Source organism: Fervidicoccus sp., from assembly GCF_049967375.1.
Taxonomy (GTDB): domain Archaea; phylum Thermoproteota; class Thermoprotei_A; order Sulfolobales; family Fervidicoccaceae; genus Fervidicoccus; species Fervidicoccus fontis.
The window spans coordinates 1-18,820 of the sequence record NZ_JBMFSV010000023.1 but is presented as its reverse complement, the minus strand read 5'-3'; the positions used below and the strand labels follow the sequence as shown (position 1 = coordinate 18,820).

The following is an 18,820-nucleotide window of genomic DNA, read 5'->3' as shown; positions in this document are numbered from 1 at the left end:
CCTCCGGTGCTTGCCCCCGCTGCAGTGTCGCAATCCGAACTAATAGCGATTGCTCCTACGGTATCATGGATCCAATTCGATCTTTTTTCAATGTTAATGCTAATGTCTTTTACATCTTTTTTAACATTGATTCTTTCATCTATTTTAAAACCTTTACTTAAAGCGAACTTCTGTGCCCCTTCTCCGACTAGAATTACATGTGGGGTTTCTCTCATAACCTTCATGGCGACAAGTATAGGATTTCTAATTCCTCTAATCGCAGCAACGGCACCTGCATCCATTTTTTTCCCATCCATTATTCCCGCATCCAATTCCATATAGCCTTCAGAGTTTGTTACAGAACCTAATCCGGCATTTAGGCTTCCTGAATCCTCTAAAATTCTTATAGCTTCAGCTACTGCTTCAACTGCACTTTTTTCGCGTTTTAGGATTTCCATACCAAAAGTTACGGCATCTTTTAAAGCCTGCTGTGCAGAAATTTTCGTTTCTTTAGGTATTTTACTCCAGCTTCCAGCGCCACCGTGAACCATAATAATTGGTTTACATACCATATTGAACACCTTTTAATTTTTTAATAATTTATAATATTTAATTTTTTATTAGTTACCAATCTAAGTTTAATATAAAGGCACATGAAATAAGCTTTTTATATATAGCTTGTGAATGTATATTCGGAACACGATTAATGTTTTCTAGAGAGTAGAGGGCTAGACGAAGAATCATTGAAATAAATGGAGGCGTCATCAATTATAAACAAGCATGAAGAAAAAAAATTTGGAGGACCATTGTATATAATAGGCTTGGTTGAAAGCTCCTTAGAGCCATTACCAAAAGAGCTCGTTAATTCGAAAAAAGCTGTTATTCTATCTAGGAGATTTAATATAGAACCAAAATATCTTATATTAGATAAAAGCCTATTCTATGAAGAGATGAAAGTTTTAAAAGAAAAAGAAAAAAGGGGAAGACCCGATATAATCCATCAATTTCTTCTAGCAACGCAATATTCTTACTTAAACTTAAAGGGAAAATTGAAGGTGTTCATTCACACAATAAATAATGATATTATTGAAGTTAACCCAATAACAAGAATTCCTAAAAACTACTTTCAGTTCGTATCCCTCATCCAAAATCTGTACAAATACAAAAAAGTGCCGAGAAGTGGAGAGGCATTGCTTATTCTGAGAAAAAATGTTAAGCTTAGTGAATACTTAAAAGAAAAAAATATAGAAAAGCCAATCTTGTTGCATGAAAAAGCTGAAAAAGTGGAATATAATGAACTAGAAAAGTTTTACTTTCCTCCGTGTTCTTTTTTAATCGGAGGATTTCCCCACGGCGATTTCAGTAAAGATACAAAAATGGTAGCATGGAGGTCTATTTCATTAAAAAAAGACTTCATCATGGATGCATGGATGGTTGCAGATAGAATAATATGCCATCTAGAGAAATATATTTGATAATAATGAAAAATTTTTGCATTTTATATTAAAATAAAAATTTAATGCGTGATAAAGATGGAAGGCGAAGGTTATTCCTTTGAGGAGCATACTTCTGATGTGATTATTGTCGCGAGAGGGAAAACTCTTGAAAGAGCTTTTGAATATATTGCTAAAGGTTTGATGGAAATAATGACAAATCCGTCGCAAATAGATATAAAAGAAAAAAAAGAATTAAAAGTAAACGGTTTTGATTTAGAAAACTTACTTTACAGATGGGTCGAAGAATTTCTATATTTGTTTGATGCTGAAGGTTTTTTAGCAAGGGAAATAAAGGTTGAAAAAATTGAAAAATTTAATGAAGAATATTTAGTAAATGGAGTTGCATATGGAGAACGCTATAATGAAAGGAAACATGAATCAAGAACACATGTTAAAGCTCCAACTTATTCGCAAATAAACGTAACAAGAGAATCAGATCTTTGGAAGTTAAAAATAACTGTTGATATATAAATTATAATTGGCTGTCTAAAGCAATGATGAGAAGAGGGTCTCTCGACAATTATATGAAGAGAGCCGGAAATGCTGAGCTTTATGGCATTTTAAATTCGCATTTTTTCAATTTTCATGATCAATGAATAACAGTTCACTCTTCTTTTTCTGGTTAATTGCCTTTCTTTTTGGTTTCGCAAATGGTCTGAAAGAGATAAACTTTTTATTCACGCCGTACTTGACAAGATCTTTGTTTGTAAGATTTAAAAAGGGGATCAAAGAAAAAAAGAAAAGTAGAGCGGCGGTCGTCTAGCCTGGACTAGGACGTCGGCCTCCCAAGCCGGTGATCCCGGGTTCAAATCCCGGCCGCCGCATTAACAATGAAACCAATGTAGTTGTAAAAAGGTGAACTGTTTGCTGTTTTTACAACCTCTTATATTTCTCGTGTTTTTAGCTTTTATATTAGCTATAATATTTCAGCCTTCAGGGCAAAAATACGAGAAAATTTTTCTTACAATAATAACATTCTTAGGAATCCTCTTCATTTTTCTCAATTATATTTTTATTTTCTCATTTCCTGAAAATATTAAGATTTATCCTTTATTCATCATTGAAATTCACGGAGGATATTCTGTCATTTCTCTCGACTTCGGTCAAATAGTAGCCGTAGTTGTGATAATTTATTTGCTACTCTATTTTTTAATAAAAAAGAAAAATCGTGTGAAAATATAGGACAAAAAATTATCATAAAATGAAAGCTCTCTAAAATTAACTTTTATAAATTGGCACTAGCGAAAGAAATTTTAAGTTTAAAAAAGATGTTAGAGTTATAAACCCTCAATTAAAAAAATTTAGAGTGAGCCGCGGTAGTATAGCCCGGTCAAGTATGCGGGCCTTTCGAGCCCGTGACCCGGGTTCAAATCCCGGCCGCGGCACCTAATAAAAAATCTGTAAATAGGAAAAACGCGCGGGATCTCTGGTTATAGTTTTGTTTTTACTCTATTAGTTTGGTGTAAAAAGATGAAAAGCGAAAGCAAAGAGGAAAGCAAAATTAAGGAAATGCTGTCAATGTGGCGAAAAATACTGAAACTGTCTAGAAGACCCGATAAAGAAGAATTTAATTTGCTGTTAAAGTTAAATATAATAGGGTTTACTCTAGTTGGAACCATCGCATACATAATTCACATTATGGTAACTGTTGTTCTTCCAGCGATAAGGTGAAAAAAAATGGAAAATAACGAAAAAATAAATAATGGTGAGAAGCCAGCCGAGAAGAAAAGTTCATTTTATTTAATCAGAACAGTTTCTAGACAGGAGCTAAATGTAGCATTGCTTCTTGAGAGGAAAATTGCTCTTTCGCATTCTCCCATTTATTCAATAATTTTGCCTCCAAAGTTAAAGGGGTATTTGGTATTAGAAAGCCAAAAATCGAGTGCGGTTGAAGCTGTAATTAAGGATATGCAACATTTAAGAAAGAGAGTTTATGGAACACTTACAGTTGAAGATGTAGAAAGAATGATCAAGCCAAAAGCGACAATCGAAACTTTAAATCCCGGAGATACCGTAGAAGTTATAGCAGGTCCATTCCAGGGCATAAAAGCGCAGGTAATTGAAATAGATAAAGTCAAGCAAGAAGTGGTTCTAAATATTTTAGAATCCGCATATCCGCTCAAAGTAACTATTCCGGGTGAGTTTGTAAAACCGGTAAAGAAGGTGGAATAAAATGAGTGAAGTTAAAATTATAAATTTAAGCGTAAAAACAGGAAACGTTTCTCAGAAAGATTTAGAAGAAGCTAAAAAATATGGTTTTAATGTAGATGAAATAGCTGAAAAAATAAATAAGAGGATAGGTGCTTTAAAAGAGAAGGAAGTAAAGATAACGATATATTTGTATCCTTCTGTTAAAGATTATATTATAGAAGTGAAGCCGCCTACAGTAACCGAACTACTTCTGTGGAAAGCTAAAGCAAAAGAGCCCAGCGGCGATCCTGCTCATAAAAAAGTTGGCGATATCAAGGTAGCAGATTTAGCTGAGGTAGCAATAATAATGAAAAACGAGTTACTTACAAGAGATCTAAAGAAAGCTGTGAAGATGCTTTTAGGGAGTGCAAGAAGCATAGGTCTCACAGTCGAGGGTAAAGACCCTAAAGATGTTCAGAAAGAGCTTGAAAGCGGCACATATGATAAAATAATAGAAGATTATATAAAGGATTGGGAAGAACATTAAAAGGAGACATCGTTTTTAACTTAAAAATGAAAAATAAAAAATAGTTTATGAAAAATAAGGGTGTCACGTTACTATGGCTCAAGCGACAACATTAACGGAGAAGATAGAAAATGCTTTAAGAGAGGTATTGGAAAAAAGTCCAAAGAGAAACTTTAAGCAAAGCATTGAAATGATAATAACATTTAAAGAAATAGATCCAAAAAAGCCGGAATTTAAGATTAGAGAGAACGTATTTCTGCCTAATGCACCGAAAAAAGAACCAGAGATTTGTATAGTAGCTGACGGAGATTTGGCACTTCAGGCAAAGAATCTAAATGTCAAACAGGTTATTGATAAAGCAATTTTGGATGAAATAAGTAAGGATAAGAAAAAAGCTAAAAAGATTGCAAAAAACTGCGATGTAATTCTTGTACAAACGGATTTGATGTCTCAAGTCGGTCGAACTTTGGGTCCAGCACTAGGACCTAGAGGAAAAGCTCCGATACCTTTGCCTCCAAGAAGCGATCTTCAATCAATATTGGAAAGATATAAAAAGATAGCAATTGTAAGAATAAAAGATCAGCCACAAATTCAAGTAAAAATAGGTACTGAAGATAATACGTTAAAAGAACTGACTGAAAACGCAATTGCAATACTGAATGTAATAGAAAATAAGCTTAAGACTCTTTCAAATGTCGATGCTATATATTTCAAAAAAGCTATGGGACCTCCAGTAAAAATTAGAATGAGGTGAGCATAATGAGGCTTATAGTAAAACAGAAAGTTGTCCCTAGTTGGAAGGAAGAGGAAGTAAACGAATTAGTTAAATTAATGAAAGAATACCCTGTACTAGGAATAATTGATGCTAAAGATGTACCTGCAAGTTTGATCCAAAAAATCAAGGTGATGCTCCGAGATAAAGTCGATGACGCTATTGTCATTAAAAGCGTAAAAAACAACTTATTTCTCATAGCTTTGGAAAAGGCAGACGTTAAAGGAAAAGAAAAACTGAAAGAAGTGATAAAGGACCAGAAAATATTCGTATTTTCAAAACTGAACCCATTTATGTTAGCGGCAATGATTAACAGAATGAGATTGCCTGCTCCTGCTAAAGCTGGAATGAAGGTTGATAGAGAAATTGCAGTCGAGCCCATGGATACACACCTTCAGCCAGGGCCTCTGTTAAGTGCATTCGGAAAGCTAAAAATTCCCACAAAAGTTCAAAACGGAACCATTTGGATTGCAAAAAGGACAGTACTCGCAAAGCCTGGTGATGTAATAAGCGCAGATCTCGCATCTATGCTTCAACGACTGGGCATTTCTCCTGGGGAAGTCGGTTTAAGCTTGCAGTATGCACTAGACGATGGTGTCCTATTACCTGCAGAATCTTTGAGCTTAAACATTGAAGAGTACAGAAATAGCTTAATCCAGTCATACATTCAGGCTATAAGCTTAGCATCAGAGATCGCATATCCTGAGCCTGAAGCGCTTAAGCTATCCTTAATAAAAAGCTATAAAAGGGCTTTGCACTTATCTGCAGAAATTGGATACATTACAAGTGATAATGCAGAATATGTTTTGAGAGTTGCTGCATCTAAGGCATATAGCATTGTAGCTGCTATGGGCGACAAGGCAAAAGAATTGGGAATAGAAGGAGTTCAATTACAGAGACCTCCTGAAGGAGAAAAGAAGGAGGAGAAGAAGGAGGAAAAGAAGGAAGAGAAGGCTGAGGAAGAGAAAAAGGAGCTAAGCGAAGAGGAGCTATCTAGTGGATTAGGAGCATTATTTGGATAACAGAAAATTTTGAGTAATACATTAAAATTACATGGTTTTTAAAGAATAAACTTTTATTCAGATATATTTTTGAGTTAATTTTGATTGACAGTTTTTTCGATTTACGACTGAAAGCCTTATCCTTGAAGACAAATAAAGTTTAAAATATTTCCAGGCTTTTATTCTATAATCAAATCTCAGTGATCAGCCTTTAAAGGCGGAGTAGGCTTCCTAACCAAGACAAATAGAAGGAGTATTATATCTTAGATCAAAACAATAAGTTCTTTTCAATTATCAATGGTTGGTTTCTGATCATTCTAATTCCCTTGCAAATGAAAAGTATATTTACAAATAAATACGGAAGGCCTTTCGCTATTTTGAGGATTGATGAGCACAGATATTGGATAGTACAAAAGTTTAAAGATAGTAAAAAACAATTTATGTTTAGTTTATATGAAAAAAGGTGCTGTTAAATATGGTGCAAGTAAATCCAGAAGAGTATTTGCTTAACTTTTTTAAGGAAAACGGCTTTGTTAGAAAAAGATGCAAAAAATGTGGAGAATATTTTTGGACTCTTAACACCGAATTCGATACATGCCAGGACGCACCATGTGTAGAATATTTTTTTGATAGTATCCCAGTTAAAAGACCATTAAGCGTTAGAGAGGCCAGACAAACATTCTTGACTTTCTTTGAAAAAAGAGGGCACAAAATTTTAGATCCTAGACCTGTGGTCGCTAGATGGAGAGAAGATCTCTACCTCACAATTGCAAGCATTGTCCTTTTTCAACCACATGTAACAAGCGGTCTAGTGCCACCTCCAGCGAATCCATTAGTTGTAAGTCAGCCGTGTATTAGGCTAGAAGATATAGATAACGTCGGACTCACTATGGGAAGGCACTTGACTTTATTTGAAATGGGAGGGCACCACGCGTTTAATGAAAGGAATGGCAAATTTATTTACTGGAAAGATGAAACGGTCAGATATTCATTTGAATTCTTCACTAAAGAAATAGGAATACCTCCTGAACTTTTAGTATTTAAAGAGTCCTGGTGGGAAGGAGGAGGGAATGCGGGGCCGAGCTTCGAAGTTACAGTAGGTGGATTAGAGCCTGCTACTTTGGTGTTTATGCAGTATAAGAAGAACGGCAACAACCTTGAACCGATCCCTCTTCAGATAGTTGATACAGGATATGGAATTGAAAGGATTGCTTGGTTTACCCAGAAAACGCCAACCGCGTTTCATGCAATATACGGAGACCTTGTTAACGAATTTAGGAAAAAATTAGGCTTAGAGGAACCACCAAAAGAATATTATAAGGCTGCTTTTAGATATGTTGGGCTACTCGATCCTTCTTCTGAACAAAGTGTCTCCATGTTTATAAAGAACATATCAAAACATAGCGGTTTTGATGAGGAAAGTGTTAAGGCCTTCTTGCAAAACGACATGAAGCTTTTCACGATATTAGACCACAGCAAAACATTAGCTTATATGTTAGGCGATGGGATCGTTCCAAGTAATCAAGGAGAAGGGTATCTGGCAAGATTAGTTTTGAGGAGAGCTCTTAGAACTCTTTATTTGATAAATCTTGAAATTGACTTTACAGATTTTATTGAAAAACAAATCGAATATTGGAAGCAAGACAACTACAAACTTAAAGAATTCCACAATTATATAATAAACGTAGTTCAATATGAGCAGAAAAAATTCTATGAACTTGTAAAGGAAAAAATTCCAAAATTATTGCAAACGGTCGTTTCTAATCCAAGCTTTGAGACATTTGAGAAAATCTATAAAGAGCAGGGGATACCTCCTGAACTAATAGTTAATGAGGCAAAAAAGAAGAACATAAGCATAGAGGTTCCTTTTGACTTTTATTCAAAGATTGCCAGAGAAAGCTCTAGACCCAAATTAGGAAAAAAACAAGAAGTCACAACTAGGTTAGAATGGCTAAATAACATACCTCCGACGGAGCTTTTATTTCACGTAGATCCATATTTAAGAGAAAGCGATGCAAAGATTTTGGCAGCGAAAGAAAACATGCTTGTGCTCGATAAAACAATTTTCTATCCATTAGGGGGTGGACAGTCTAGCGATAAGGGAAGCATAGAAGTAGATGGAAAAATCTATAATGTAGTAAACGTGGAAAAGTACGATGAGCATGTCATTCATTATCTTGATAAAAACATTGAAAAAGACGCCGAAAAGCTGATTGGATCGAGTTGTAAGCTAAAAATAGACTGGAGTGTAAGATACCTAAACATGAGACATCATACGAGTACTCATATATTGCTTGGAGTATTAAGAAAAGTGCTGGGTCAACATGTATGGCAGGCTGGCGCAGAAAAGACACCAGAAAAGGCTAGACTTGATGTCACTCACTATGAAGTGCCGGATCCGGCTACAATAAGAAGGATCGAGGACGAAGCAAATAAGGTAGTATTAGAGAGGTTGCCTGTTATCACTAAGTTCATGGATAAAAACGAAGCCGAAGAGAGATACGGCTTTGTCTTATATCAAGGCGGCGTTCCAATGTCTAAGAGGATAAGAATAGTAGAAATACCTGGGCATGATGTTGAAGCGTGCTTTGGAACACATGTTTCAAATACTGGTGAGGTTGGAGGGATAAAGATTATAAATGTTGCGAAGCTTCAAGACGGAATTATAAGGTTTGAGTTTGTAAGCGGTACCCAAGTAACTAACTATGCTAGCAAGCTTGAATCAATACTCAATGAAGTCTCAAAGGAAGTAGAAACAGAATCGCCATTATTGTTAAACAGGGTGAAGAAATTAAACCAGGAATTTGAGCAAATGAAGAACAGACTTAACTTATACAGGGACATATATTCTGAAGTGTTTAGAGAAAACTTAAAGAGTAAAGCAGAAGTAATAAATGGCATAAGATTATTCGTTTACAAAGATGAAATAGACGATGAAGAGTTTACTACTGAGCTACTTAAAGAGATAACTCGAGAAATGCGAGAAATCATAGTTATAAGGATATTCAAAAATGCAAAGGGAACAAGTATAGAGGTAAGCGAAGGAAGAGAATCTTCTGAAAAATTAAATGCAACTGAAATAATTAAAGCTCTGTCATCCTATGGATGCAAGGGTGGCGGCAAAAAAGATCATGCCCAGTGTACAAGTGAGCAAGAAATAAATGTTGATGATGTATGGAAGATGGTGAAAGAGCTCCTGGAGAAAAAAGGCTAAAAGAAGCAATAAAAACTTATCTTTTTCTTTTGAATAATAATTTTAAATCAGAGACTGCTATAAACGTAGCATCTTCAAAATACTTCTTAAGCATTAAAGAGAGAGAACTCCTTAAGAGGTGCTTTCATTCTTTTGAATTCAATAAAATGGTTAAACAAAAGACCTTCAATGAATCACAAGTTGAGGGTAAAAAAATTGCAATAGATTACTATAATGTTGTCACGACAATTTCCGAAGCTATTGAAGGATATTTTGTGTTTAGATGCACAGACGGAATAATTAGGGATCTCGCAAAAACAGAAGGAAGATCAAAAAGAGAATGGCAAATTCATGAAACAGTAATGGAATATGTCAAAGAATCGTTATATGAGATTTCTCCTGAAGAGGTTGTGTTGGTGGCGGACAAACAAGTTCCATTTAGTGGAGAGTATTTGAGCAAGGCTTCTTCCCTATTTTCTGAAAGATTGAAAAACACTAAATTTTATCTCGATAACATGGCTGATTCGCTTTTAATAAAACTATCTTTAGAAGGCAAATATATCATTGCATCGAGCGATTCTCTGATAGCTGAAAAAGCATTGAACATCTTTGATCTTTCTTCATTTGTTTTAAAGAAATTAAAAATATTGGATAAAAGAGTTATAGAAGCCATTCAATTTATAAGCGATGAAATTTGAAAACTCTTCAAGCAAGCCTTCAGTTGTAAAAATCTTATCTTTAGCTGTTTTTACTAGCACGTAATGCAAGAAAATTTTAAAAAGGGAATACTTTTAATATTTAGTAGTGATATTAGAATAATAAGGGCCCGTAGCCTAGCCAGGATAGGGCGCCGGCCTTCTAAGCGCTATCGTTTCGCCTGTGCGGGGCGAAGTAAGCCGGTGGTCCGGGGTTCAAATCCCCGCGGGCCCGTTTTTTAATTTTTAATTTTTTGTATATTTTACAACTGAAACCCTCGCCCTTTAGGGCGGGGGGAGGTCAGAAAAATAATCATATATCGGAGTTTTTCTATTTGAAATAAAAAAAGCTTTAGTTTTCAGATTAAATTTTGATTTGAATTTTGCTAGAATGAAAAATCTTTTGATTTTTTAGAAGTACAAATTAAATATATCAAATAAAATTAAGGTTTACATCCTTCATCGCATATATGTAAGTGTTTATCACCGACTTCAATTGCTGTGCCTCCATATATATTTCTCAAAACATCTATTTTGTAGACATTTTCAAGCTTTCCAAAAGTATAATAATTCCTACTAAGTAGTAACATGTAGTTGGTGTTTTTTATTAACAAATTAGGATCGTGGCTCGTTATAATGACGAGTTTCTCTCTGGACAGCTTGACTATTATTTCAGCGAGATCTATTCTTGTTGCTGGGTCTATAGAAGAGAAAGGCTCATCGAGGAGCATTACGGGTTTATCTTTTAATAATGCTTTAGCAATAAAGACTTTTTGTTTCTGACCACCACTGAGCTCTCTCATATCTTTTTCAAAAGCGGTCTCTTCCAGTCTAACGAACTTTAGTGTGTTTTTGATTCTGTCTGTAATGTTATTGTTAATTTTAAATCTAGGCCATCTCTCTTCAAATGCGAGTTCCCACTCTAAAAACTCCCTTGCACTTATTGGAAAGTTCAAAGACTTAGAAGAAATTATGAGTTGTGGAACATAACTAAAGTACTTAGATGCGAGTCTAGGGTTACCAGTAATATCTTCGCCATTAACAATGATCTTTCCCTCTTTAGGATTATATAGACCGAGTAGCAATTTAAATAGTGTAGTTTTTCCAGCTCCATTAGGACCTACGACTTGCATTAGTCCTTTTTTTGGCAAACTGAAAGATAAGTTTTCAAAAATATTTTCGCTGTTGTATGAAAACCTAATTTTCTCTACTAGCAAATATTTTTCAAATGTTTGTTCTTTCTTCAAAATAATGTTTTCAGTTTTTTCCAATGTGCACACCCTATGATAAAATTTATTAACTTTGTGCACGTTAAAAAATTTTTTGCTCAGGTGAGAAAAATGAAGAGAATATTATTTTTCATAACTTTAGTTTTTCTGTTTGTTGGTTTTAGCCTATCGATTCCAAATACCGCTTTAGCTGAAACTCAAAACCAAACACAAGGTTTCATCGTTACTACTTTCCCTTCATTAGTTGACGACGTAAAATTGATAACAGGAAACTATTTTACCGTAGTTTCGATAGTTCCGCCTGGTGTGGATCCTCATGACTATTCGCTCACTCCGCAGGATGTAGATATTCTGAAAAACGCAACACTTATTATCAGCACTTTGCATACACCCATGGAAGTGCAAATAGATAACTATTTCAAAAGCGGACTACTTCATTCCTATTATATTGCTATACCTAACATCACTGGCATAGTATTTGTCAATAATCCCAACAACGGTTTGCCAGATCCTCATATGCCAATTTACGATCCTAATAATTACTTAAAGTTCCTGTACAACTTAACTCTGACGGTTTCAGAAATTGATCCTTCTCACAAACAATACTACATGCAGAATTATGAAAACATTTCCAATCAAGTTGAAAGTCTAATAGAAAAATACGAGGGAAAATATAGGGGAACAGCTGTCGCATCTACTCCTGAAGCAGTATATGCTATCAATTGGCTAGGATTTAATGTCACAAGGCTTTTGCTAACAGAAGAAGAAGCGAGTGTTTCTCCGGAGGATGTGAATACGATAACTTCAATGATAGAGAATGGAACTGCAAATGCCGTAGCTATACTTGTTTCATTTCCACCACAAAATGGAAGCGTTTCACCTTATTCACAATACGACTCATCATTATACAACATATATACTACATATAAAAAAGGATTTCTACTGGAAGTGCCATCTCCTGTTACAGGTGGAAGTATATTAAGTAAGCTTCAATTTATAGTAGCTCAATTAAGTAGCTATAACAATACCTCAAATTATACGAGTAATTCAAGTATAAGCGAGTCTACCGCTAGTTCATATGTATATATAGTAATAGCAATAATTTTGATAGTTTTAATTACTGTCTTGCTTTATTACTGGAGAAGCAGAAGGCAAAACAAAAAATAAGGATGAATTAAAATGAAGATAGAAGACATTTATTTGTCTATGCTAGGATTATCGATACCATTAGCGATAATATTATCAATTTCTTATCCGAGCTATTTTAATCCTATTTGGATGACAGTACTTCTTGGCTCTGCTCTGATATATGGAATAATAGGCCCAATCCTTTCAGCTAAAAATCTGCTCTTTTTAGCAGGTTCTATACCTCATTCAGCACTTCTCTCGGCAAGTATGGGAATTTTGCTGAGCATGATGATTAGCGGAAGCAACCTCGTTTGGTCTATAATTTTCAATGTTATTTTAATTTTTACGATAGGTTTGGTGATACATAGAGGCGGTGATCCTAACAAATACACATCAATCTTTATCGGAACTACTGCTTCATTAACCGTGATCGTCCTTTATTATATAACGAATCACTTCTATTTATTGACAAGCGTAGAATCAATACTTTTAGGCGATCCTCTTCTCAGCACAAGAAGCGATGCTATCTTGATTTTTGTATTGGCAGCGATAACTCTTCTCTTTTTCGGATTAACCTATAAGGAGCACATTTATATAGGAATAACTGGTGAGGAAGCAAAGCTTGCAGGACTAAGAACAGAAATCTACGAGTTCTTTTTTTATCTGTTTTTAGGCATTACAAGCGCTACACTAATGAAAATAGTTGGTTTCATCCTCACACATGTATTTATATTGATACCAGGGGCCGCGGGGAGCTTAGTTGCCAGGAAAAGCAAGGAGGCTATTGCTCTGAGTATGAATATAGCAGCATACTCAGCGATCATAGGGCTGTTTTTAGGTGTGTTTTTCAATCTTTCACCATCAGGAACGACGGGGATATGCATGATAGCTATATATATAGTCATAAATGTTGCAAAAAAAGTGTATGGAAGGTGAAATTATGGGGAAGAAAAGGTTTGGGATTAGCATAGACGAAGGTCTCGCAGATAAGCTGGACAAGCTCAGCAAAGCGCTTTCTACCGATAGGTCTGCAATTGTCGAAGATGCAATTAGAGGAGTAATCGCTGAACATTCTCATTACTTATATGAACATGAGTGCAAAGGAATAATGATTTTGGTTTATAGCGAAGGAAAGGGATGTAGCGTTTTTGTTAGGCAGCTTATTGAAGACTTTAAGGATATTATTCAATTCTCTTCACATTATCATACAGGTAACAACTGTACAGAGGTTTTTTTCATTGCGGGCAACTCTCTTCGAATTAGAGACCTCCATTCGGAGGCAAAGAAAAGGAAGGATATTTCAGTAAGGTATCTACCTATTTCAGAAATAAGGTAATTGACTAAAAATATTTGTTAAAAAATTTTCAGTATTAGAAAATCACGTTTCTTCTCTTCTTTTAAGATTGAGCTAATTTTTTCAATTTTTTCTCTATCACTTATGGTGCATTCTTTCAAAAATTTTAAATTTCTTAATTCGCCCTCATTTAGTATACCTTCTAAATCTTCTATTTTTACTTTTCCTATCAGCTTTAAAATGCTGTATACCGCTTCTATGTGCATACTTCTAAGCAGGAAATCATCAACTACATCAAAAGTTTTTTTATCAATGAGAGAGCTTTTCCCCTCATATGCGTAAATTTTTACTTCTATTTTCACTAGAGCAGAACTGGTAAAGCAATATATGCAGAAACTGTACTTAATGTTACAAGCAGATATAGTGCAGTTTTTGTAGGAAGTCCTAGCGGCGATGAATTTGCAATTTTCTCCGATGGTTCTCCCCAAACGCAACTCGTAAGCCATCTCAGTATCCATATAAAGGCGACAAATGACTCTGCTATCATAATAACTGCGAGAGTATATGATAAGATGCTACCTAATTGAACTGCTGAAAGAATAAGAAGGAGCTTTCCCCAGAAGCAACCGAATGGAGGGACACCGGTTATTGTTGCAGTAGCTACTGTAAAGCCGATACCTGAAGCTTTCTGCTTTTTAATTAAACCCTTTATCTCTCTCAAATCTCTAGTTCCTGAACTCAAAGAAATTGCTCCTGCTGTTAAAAAGAATAGCCCTTTTCCAAACCCGTGAGCGAATATGTATAGAACTGAGGCAATGATAGCAAGCTTTGAGCCCATAGCTATCAAAGATACGCCGGTGAATATGTAGGATAGTTGAGAAATAGTAGAATATGCCAGCAGTTTCTTTATATCTGTTTGAGGGAAATAAAGTGTTAGGCTATAGAGCATTGTTATTACAGCAAAAATCGCGCAGATGTATGCGACACTGTTAGGAATGCTTCCCGCCCACATCATGGTTCTTATAGCAAGAAATGCACCTAGCTTTACTAATGCTGCTGCATGCAAATAAGCACTTACGGGAGTCGGTGCACTCATTGCCCTTGGCAGCCAAACGTGAAATGGAAACTGCGCCCCTTTTCCCCATGATGCGATTAATAAACCAATAAGTGAGATTAGCTTTAATCCGCTCGGAAGAGATGAAAGGTTTCTTAAATCCACGCTATCCGTTTCATAATATATTATGCCTGTAGCAGCATATAAGCCGAAGGCGGCAATATGTGTGATAGTAAATGCTATTAAGCCAGCAGATTTAGCTTCTTCAGTTTCATAAAAGCTGATTAATCCCCATGAACAGAGGCTTGTGAGCTCGAAGAATATAATCATAAACGTTAAAGAAGAGGAAAAAACAAACCCTAGTGCTGAGGACATAAACAATAGCATGAGGGAATAGTATCTGTTGAATTTGCTTGTTATCGGGTGCTCTTTATTGTTCGGCGAAATATAATTCAACGATTCCATAATACTGCAGAAACCTACAATTGCGATCAGCATACCTACTAATGCACTTGCTGCATCCATGTACCACCCTATCTCAATAGGTCCGTAAGAATAGTAAACTTTTTCATAATCAACTTTTTGCAAAAATGTCAATACGGCGATTAAAATGCTCAAGAGGGAAGCAATAAGCGAGGACCAAGTTGCTACTTTTTCAGGTCTTTTCGTAAAAAGGGAGAGGATAGAGCCTATTGCAGGAATCAGAACTAAAAGAGAAACCTGGATATCGATCATCTTACATCACCCCTTTAGATAATCTTCAACTCTTTTGTTGAGCAGTTCAATAATCTCCTTTATTCTGGAATCGTTATTCCATCTAGATAAGAGCCCAGTAGTTTTTTTCTTGAGCTCTTCATATGTGGAAGAAAGAGAGGGTATTCCTAAAGATTTGTACATAGCATTGATTTCAGATAGAGCAAAAAAAGAGGCGTGATGATCAATGTTATTAGTTCCGATAGCCCTAGCGAATTTTTGAAAAACGTAGTTGTCTTCGTTAGTACAATTTGCTGAGCCCAAAAAACCCAAAGATGATGGGTCATCGCTTTTTGTTATCTCTTTTATTCTCTCGGAAATCTCCTTTATCGCATCGCCCCAGCTTATTTCGACAAAACCATTTTCTTTTCTTTTCATCGGATGAGCTAATCTGTTAGAGGAATTCAAAAATGAAGGAATAGAGAAAGGTTTAGGACAAGCTTTTCCCTTGCTTACATGGTCGCCTTCAAACGCATCAACTGCATAGGGCCTTCCAAACTCATCAATTTTTAATGTGACAGCGCATCCTAATCCGCAGAAAGGGCATATTAACTGTTTATTCGTCATTGTTATCATAACTCTTTTTACCTAAAATATTTGATAAATATATATAAATATAATTGTTATTTATTTTTACTTTTAATTTTATATTTGATTTTTTATTATTAATTTATCAAAAAATGTAAATAAAGATTTTGTTTGATAACATGCTAAAAATTAAGGATTATTATACGTAGCTAGTCTCTCTTCTCCTGGAAAGCGAAGGTTCCGCATCTATTCATAAATATATTTTTCATCTTCACTGAAGATAGAAAGATTAGAGTTCCTAATTAAGCTCGGAAGAGCTCTACTACTTTGTACTTGTTTTGTTCTTCATATGGACAATAAGGTTTAGTACCCTAATTACCTTGCAAAGCTGATCGCTAAGCTTAAATAAAGATTGAAATCTTAAAAATATTTAAATCTCATTGCTACCATAAAAAGCAAGTTTTTCGATTATAAATTGTGGTAATGATGATTCAGGAAAAATTAAAAAATTTATTAAATGGAAAAAAAGCCCTGATAATTTGTCTTGGAAATGAGCTAAGAGAAGATGATGGTGTAGGACCGTATATTTGCGATAAACTAAACTGCAAAAATACAGTTTCAGTGGACGTTCCAGAAAATTTGAATAACAAAGCTTTTAGCTTTCAGCCTGATGTAATCGTTATAATTGACTCTGTTGACTTCGGTGCTTCTCCGGGGTCTATTTTAATAACTGAAGGGATTAGCGATAAAACTTCTATTAGCATACACAAGTTACCAATTCGCCTGATATTTGATGCTGTTGGGTTAAAAGCGGAAAAAATTTTCTTGATAGGAATACAGCCGAAGAGTTTAAACTTCGGAGAGCAATTGAGCGAAGAAGTTAAAAATTCTGCTGACTTTTTAATAGAACAGATAAAGGAGCAATTTTCATGTCTCTAATCTAAACAACGAATGTATTATAGTTGGCATGTTTGTGCTATAAAATAAAAACGATAGCTTTAAAAATTATCGTAAGAATATAGTATTTGAAACAGAAGGAGATAGGGCGATAAGAACGATGCAGAAAAATATAAAACAGGCAAATTTTCTTGATATCGAATCAATGGCTTTGGGAAATAAATTAGCTTCTGTTAAGATAGAAAACTGCGGAGAGGAAACCTCAAAAATCGTAGCTGAGGATAATTTAGGAAACATCTATGAAACGCCATGTGAACAGAAGAAAATTGTCTCTAAAAGCTACATGATTATAAACAATTATATTAAATGGTCCAAGCTAGTATTAGAAAGCTAGTTATTGCAGACAACTTTCTTTAGTTATTTTATGTTCAGCTAAAAATAAATAGAGATATATCATAAAAAAAGAATAATGTGAAATTAAAAAATTGACAATGATGATGGTTGGTATTACTGAAAGGTGAAGAATGACACCAATTCTGAGTCTTATTTTTCGCCGCGTATTCGTTAAGCAAATTTTTAATAATTTTTAAACTTGAGAAAGAAGATTAAATGTGTTAAAAAAATAAAAAACTGTTGAGTATAGCAGTTTAAAGGGCGTATGAAAAATGAGTGAAGGTATAAGCAAGAAAAAAATGATTGAAATAGAATTAAAAAGCATATCAGATCTTGCTCGTTTATGTGCAACAACTTCTCCAATTGGACAGACAATGCATATTATTAGATATGAATCTAACAATGAAACAAGGCTTGGAATAATAGCGATACTAAGGGACTTTTACGAATTACGTGGGATTCCCATATTTTATTATGTTAAATGTGCTGAAAATGATAACTGCAAAAAGTCTCACTACATTTCATTCCGAATAACGGAAAATGGAGAAAATGTGGCATTTGCTGATAAGAACATACCTGGAACCATAATGATCCCTATAATAGATATAAAAGAATTACCAGGATTTCTAATGGATTGAATTTTTGTTAACAAAAATTGCAAAATCTTTTTTAGAAATAGATATTACAACTGAAAGCTCTACTAATTATAGCAAGGATAGAGGTTTAGGTATTTTTAGGGAATTGCTTTTTTATTTAAGCTTAGTGATCATCTTTGCAGAACGATAGAAATTTTTATTATGGAAAAATTTTGCGTTAATGTTCTCCTGAGCGATAAAAGAGCTTTTTATGTTGCTAATCCAGCATCTTTTTCTTAGGGACAAATCTTTAACAACACATAAAGCTTTTCTAATCACCTATTATCAAAGCGGAATACAGAATATAAAGCTTCTATAAGCCTTTCATTCATGCATTAAAGAGGCGAGATTTTTAAAAGTAAAAATTTTTCTTTCTTAAAATCATAATTAATTAAATAGGTAAAAGCAAAATGATCGAAAATAGCAATTTGCCTCAGTTTATAATAAGCGAAGTAGAGCCTTTACTAAAATTGCTGAAAGTATATGGAATGAAAAAAAGAGATATTGAGATATATCTTCGTCTCCTTAATTCTGGAGGTCTGACCGCAAAAGAGCTTTCTGTTATGACAGGACTGCCGCAGTCTAAAGTTTACGAGTCCCTTTCAAAGCTCATAGAAAAAGGCTGGGTGATGAAAAGCTCTGACAGACCCTCTATATTTTATCCAGTAAATATAGCAGAGGTTTGGAATGAAACAAAGCATGAAATAAGTAAAAAAATGGAGGAGGTTGAAACCAAAGTTATACCTTTGCTGGAGAGAGCATCTGTAGGGAGCCCGCCTCTTTTCAGGATATTTCTTTTAAACGAAGGTAAAATTCAATATTATATTGAAAAAGTTTTTTCTAAAGCATCGAAGGAAGTTCTAATTGCGATATCTCATAAGGAAATAATTAATGATGAATTTTTTGAAAAAATTAGTAGCTTAAAGGATAAAGGTGCTAAAATTTGGATGATAATAACTAAGGGTGTCTATGAGTTTTTAAAAGATAAAAACATTATGGTAAGAGAAAATTACAAGATTGCGGATGAGATGTTTGGAAGCGGAATTATCAGCGATGAGATAATACTTATATTTAAAAATGGTAATCAGCTTAACGCTCTCTGGTCAGATCATAATTA

At 34.7% G+C, this 18,820-nt stretch carries 21 protein-coding genes and 3 tRNA genes; 19 read left to right on the top strand and 5 right to left on the bottom strand.

Translation table 11 applies throughout. From position 1 onward, the window contains the following. A partial coding sequence (locus ACP5SL_RS04985) for an isoaspartyl peptidase/L-asparaginase (protein WP_428228272.1) occupies positions 1 to 551 on the bottom strand: 551 nt, incomplete at its 3' end. Positions 552 to 731: 180 nt separating this feature from the next. Between ACP5SL_RS04985 and ACP5SL_RS04980 the strand changes: the two genes are divergently transcribed. The 12 genes from ACP5SL_RS04980 (at position 732) to ACP5SL_RS04925 (ending at position 10,027) form a co-directional block, all read left to right on the top strand. Continuing rightward, on the top strand, positions 732 to 1,454 hold the full coding sequence (locus ACP5SL_RS04980) for a ribosome biogenesis protein (RefSeq protein ID WP_014558404.1): 723 nt from the start codon (positions 732 to 734) through the stop codon (positions 1,452 to 1,454). Between the two features lie 57 nt (positions 1,455 to 1,511). Further along, complete coding sequence (locus ACP5SL_RS04975) at positions 1,512 to 1,946, top strand: archease (protein ID WP_428228271.1); 435 nt, start codon at positions 1,512 to 1,514, stop codon at positions 1,944 to 1,946. A gap of 277 nt (positions 1,947 to 2,223) precedes the next feature. Then, positions 2,224 to 2,299 (top strand) — tRNA-Gly (locus ACP5SL_RS04970). 486 nt (positions 2,300 to 2,785) lie between these two features. Beyond that, a tRNA-Glu gene (locus ACP5SL_RS04965) sits at positions 2,786 to 2,860 on the top strand. An 85-nt stretch (positions 2,861 to 2,945) separates the two neighbouring features. Further along, positions 2,946 to 3,146, top strand: coding sequence for a protein translocase SEC61 complex subunit gamma (locus ACP5SL_RS04960; RefSeq protein WP_014558407.1), 201 nt, complete (start codon positions 2,946 to 2,948; stop codon positions 3,144 to 3,146). Between the two features lie 6 nt (positions 3,147 to 3,152). Then, complete coding sequence (locus ACP5SL_RS04955) at positions 3,153 to 3,647, top strand: transcription elongation factor Spt5 (RefSeq protein WP_228009316.1); 495 nt, start codon at positions 3,153 to 3,155, stop codon at positions 3,645 to 3,647. Position 3,648: 1 nt separating this feature from the next. Then, a complete protein-coding gene (gene rpl11p / locus ACP5SL_RS04950; RefSeq protein ID WP_014558409.1) occupies positions 3,649 to 4,152 on the top strand; it encodes a 50S ribosomal protein L11 in 504 nt (167 codons plus the stop codon). A 73-nt stretch (positions 4,153 to 4,225) separates the two neighbouring features. Beyond that, positions 4,226 to 4,885 carry a 50S ribosomal protein L1 gene (locus ACP5SL_RS04945; RefSeq protein ID WP_014558410.1) on the top strand — a complete coding sequence of 220 codons (660 nt, stop codon included), beginning with the start codon at positions 4,226 to 4,228 and terminating at the stop codon, positions 4,883 to 4,885. Between the two features lie 5 nt (positions 4,886 to 4,890). Then, positions 4,891 to 5,925, top strand: a complete 1,035-nt coding sequence (locus ACP5SL_RS04940) for a 50S ribosomal protein L10 (protein ID WP_148683765.1) — start codon at positions 4,891 to 4,893, stop codon at positions 5,923 to 5,925. 454 nt (positions 5,926 to 6,379) lie between these two features. Continuing rightward, positions 6,380 to 9,118: an alanine--tRNA ligase gene (gene alaS, locus ACP5SL_RS04935; RefSeq protein WP_428228270.1), complete on the top strand. Its 2,739-nt coding sequence runs from the start codon at positions 6,380 to 6,382 to the stop codon at positions 9,116 to 9,118. Continuing rightward, positions 9,079 to 9,795 (top strand): DUF434 domain-containing protein, encoded by a 717-nt coding sequence (locus ACP5SL_RS04930; RefSeq protein WP_428228269.1) that lies wholly within the window; start codon positions 9,079 to 9,081, stop codon positions 9,793 to 9,795. Before alaS ends, ACP5SL_RS04930 begins: the two co-directional genes overlap by 40 nt. A gap of 124 nt (positions 9,796 to 9,919) precedes the next feature. Beyond that, positions 9,920 to 10,027: transfer RNA gene (locus ACP5SL_RS04925), tRNA-Arg, on the top strand. A 208-nt stretch (positions 10,028 to 10,235) separates the two neighbouring features. On the opposite strand, the gene ACP5SL_RS04920 is transcribed toward ACP5SL_RS04925, so the two are convergent. Further along, the gene (locus ACP5SL_RS04920) at positions 10,236 to 11,063 is read right to left on the bottom strand and encodes a metal ABC transporter ATP-binding protein (protein WP_428228268.1); all 828 of its coding nucleotides are present in this window, start codon (positions 11,061 to 11,063) and stop codon (positions 10,236 to 10,238) included. A 69-nt stretch (positions 11,064 to 11,132) separates the two neighbouring features. Between ACP5SL_RS04920 and ACP5SL_RS04915 the strand changes: the two genes are divergently transcribed. The 3 genes from ACP5SL_RS04915 to ACP5SL_RS04905 are packed head-to-tail and all read left to right on the top strand — an operon-like array spanning position 11,133 to position 13,485. Further along, positions 11,133 to 12,188 carry a metal ABC transporter substrate-binding protein gene (locus ACP5SL_RS04915; RefSeq protein ID WP_428228267.1) on the top strand — a complete coding sequence of 352 codons (1,056 nt, stop codon included), beginning with the start codon at positions 11,133 to 11,135 and terminating at the stop codon, positions 12,186 to 12,188. Positions 12,189 to 12,200: 12 nt separating this feature from the next. Continuing rightward, entirely contained in the window at positions 12,201 to 13,085 is an 885-nt protein-coding gene (locus tag ACP5SL_RS04910; RefSeq protein ID WP_428228266.1) for a metal ABC transporter permease, read from the top strand. A gap of 4 nt (positions 13,086 to 13,089) precedes the next feature. Continuing rightward, complete coding sequence (locus ACP5SL_RS04905) at positions 13,090 to 13,485, top strand: CopG family ribbon-helix-helix protein (protein WP_158308333.1); 396 nt, start codon at positions 13,090 to 13,092, stop codon at positions 13,483 to 13,485. Positions 13,486 to 13,502: 17 nt separating this feature from the next. Here ACP5SL_RS04905 and ACP5SL_RS04900 read toward each other — a convergent pair whose 3' ends face one another. The 3 genes from ACP5SL_RS04900 to ACP5SL_RS04890 are packed head-to-tail and all read right to left on the bottom strand — an operon-like array spanning position 13,503 to position 15,826. After that, entirely contained in the window at positions 13,503 to 13,805 is a 303-nt protein-coding gene (locus ACP5SL_RS04900) for a hypothetical protein (RefSeq protein WP_428228265.1), read from the bottom strand. Then, a complete protein-coding gene (locus ACP5SL_RS04895) occupies positions 13,805 to 15,232 on the bottom strand; it encodes a hydrogenase 4 subunit D (RefSeq protein WP_428228264.1) in 1,428 nt (475 codons plus the stop codon). Before ACP5SL_RS04895 ends, ACP5SL_RS04900 begins: the two co-directional genes overlap by 1 nt. Positions 15,233 to 15,238: 6 nt before the next feature. Further along, positions 15,239 to 15,826, bottom strand: a complete 588-nt coding sequence (locus ACP5SL_RS04890; protein WP_428228263.1) for a molybdopterin oxidoreductase family protein — start codon at positions 15,824 to 15,826, stop codon at positions 15,239 to 15,241. 438 nt (positions 15,827 to 16,264) lie between these two features. Here ACP5SL_RS04890 and ACP5SL_RS04885 point away from each other — a divergent pair, with 438 nt between their 5' ends. The 4 genes from ACP5SL_RS04885 to ACP5SL_RS04870 form a co-directional block, all read left to right on the top strand. Next, positions 16,265 to 16,717 carry a hydrogenase maturation protease gene (locus tag ACP5SL_RS04885; protein ID WP_272985171.1) on the top strand — a complete coding sequence of 151 codons (453 nt, stop codon included), beginning with the start codon at positions 16,265 to 16,267 and terminating at the stop codon, positions 16,715 to 16,717. 118 nt (positions 16,718 to 16,835) lie between these two features. After that, positions 16,836 to 17,069 carry a hypothetical protein gene (locus ACP5SL_RS04880; RefSeq protein WP_014558431.1) on the top strand — a complete coding sequence of 78 codons (234 nt, stop codon included), beginning with the start codon at positions 16,836 to 16,838 and terminating at the stop codon, positions 17,067 to 17,069. Positions 17,070 to 17,340: 271 nt separating this feature from the next. Further along, positions 17,341 to 17,706, top strand: a complete 366-nt coding sequence (locus tag ACP5SL_RS04875) for a hypothetical protein (protein ID WP_014558432.1) — start codon at positions 17,341 to 17,343, stop codon at positions 17,704 to 17,706. A 407-nt stretch (positions 17,707 to 18,113) separates the two neighbouring features. Further along, a partial coding sequence (locus ACP5SL_RS04870) for a TrmB family transcriptional regulator (RefSeq protein WP_428228262.1) occupies positions 18,114 to 18,820 on the top strand: 707 nt, incomplete at its 3' end.